Origin of the sequence: Segatella copri (assembly GCF_009494395.1) — a bacterium.
In the GTDB taxonomy this organism is placed as follows: Bacteria; Bacteroidota; Bacteroidia; order Bacteroidales; family Bacteroidaceae; genus Prevotella.
In genome coordinates this window covers 1-1,342 of record NZ_VZCB01000066.1, presented here as the reverse complement: position 1 = coordinate 1,342, position 1,342 = coordinate 1, and the positions used below count along the sequence as shown (strand labels likewise).

The 1,342-nt window shown below is 40.8% G+C and carries 1 protein-coding gene and 2 pseudogenes; all 3 read left to right on the top strand.

Annotation, left to right across the window (positions count from 1 at the left end):
- Positions 1-492: pseudogene (locus F7D73_RS08440) on the top strand (hypothetical protein); the annotation flags it as partial.
- A gap of 23 nt (positions 493-515) precedes the next feature.
- A complete protein-coding gene (locus F7D73_RS08435) occupies positions 516-809 on the top strand; it encodes a helix-turn-helix domain-containing protein (RefSeq protein WP_228117679.1) in 294 nt (97 codons plus the stop codon).
- 412 nt (positions 810-1,221) lie between these two features.
- Positions 1,222-1,342: pseudogene (locus F7D73_RS08430) on the top strand (site-specific integrase); the annotation flags it as partial.

Sequence of the window (1,342 nt, the reverse complement as noted above, 5' to 3'; positions counted from 1 at the left end):
ATTGGCTATATCCTAGCCTTTTCAGGCCCGATGATTTCTAAACGGGACAGCAGTGATTGCATATACATGATTATTCAGGAGATGATTAGGCGTAAAAATATGTTGGAGACAATGGCGGCAACGGATTTGTTGCCTTACGTGAGATATTCCCGAGCCAGTGTAATCATTCTATGGCTTGCAGTTCTTGCTATGCCAGTTGCCATCTGTTCTACCACCTTATTATATATAGTAGGTCCAGCCGTATTGCTTGCCTTGCTGTTCTTCAATCTTACATTTATTGCTCTCGGCAGCAGTTATATCCCTACCGAAGAACTCTTGGATAAAGAAGTGGAAAACGATGCCTTGGTGGGAACAAAATATAGGTATGGGGGGGGGCACTTTCTGCTAAACAGCAGACCTCTGCTGATAGCAGAACAGAATCTTTACAACCACTTTCCGATGAGCGCAGAGATTTCATCCAGAAAAGTCTTAATGCATGGTGTGCGAATTTAGGATATAAGGACAGTACTGTGAATATGCTTACCCTCTCTCGCACACTTTGTATCTCCAAGGATGAGTTATCTGTATTCTTCGACCAGTATCTGAAAACTACATTCAGAATATGGCTTGGTGATATACGTTTCAATGCGGCAAAGAAGATGATGTTGGAATTTCCAGACTATAGTAATGACATTATTTCTGCCGAGTGTGGCTTCTCTGCCCGTACCTATCTGTACCGGATATTCAAGTCAAAGGAAGGTTGTACGCCTACCGAATGGCGAGAAGAACAAGTTGCAAATGCAGCACCAGATGATAAAAAACAGGATTAACCATTTTTCAATAAATATCAGAAAAACGCATAATAAAAGGGAATAAATCGTTAAAATGGGTGTCTACTTCGTAGGAAGTAGACACCTAAAACATAGGAAGTAGACACATTGACAGGGGAATGCGCCACCTTTTTTTTCAGAAAATAACGCCTAAAAAAGCAAGAAATAGCAGAATGATGCTTTTATTTTGAGTTTCAAGTGGTTGTGGCAGTCGTTGGCTTTAAGTGGCATAGACGAGGAAAAGCGAAAAACGCAGATTGGAGAAATAGAAACGCTTTCAAATCATTACCTCGCAGAAACGCCCTAATAAGCATTTTTAACGGTGGCGGTTCATATTTCTCCATTCTGCGTAAGTTTTGGTTTTGCCATGCAACTCTCATAGTTTAATTTTGCACCGAACAAAAAAGTAAGAATTATGAGATGCACTTTCAAGACAGTCTTCTATGTAAATGGAAGCAAGGAGAGAAATGGAATTGTCCCAATCATGGGGCGAGTGACAATCAACGGAACTATCGCACAGTTCAGTTGCAAGC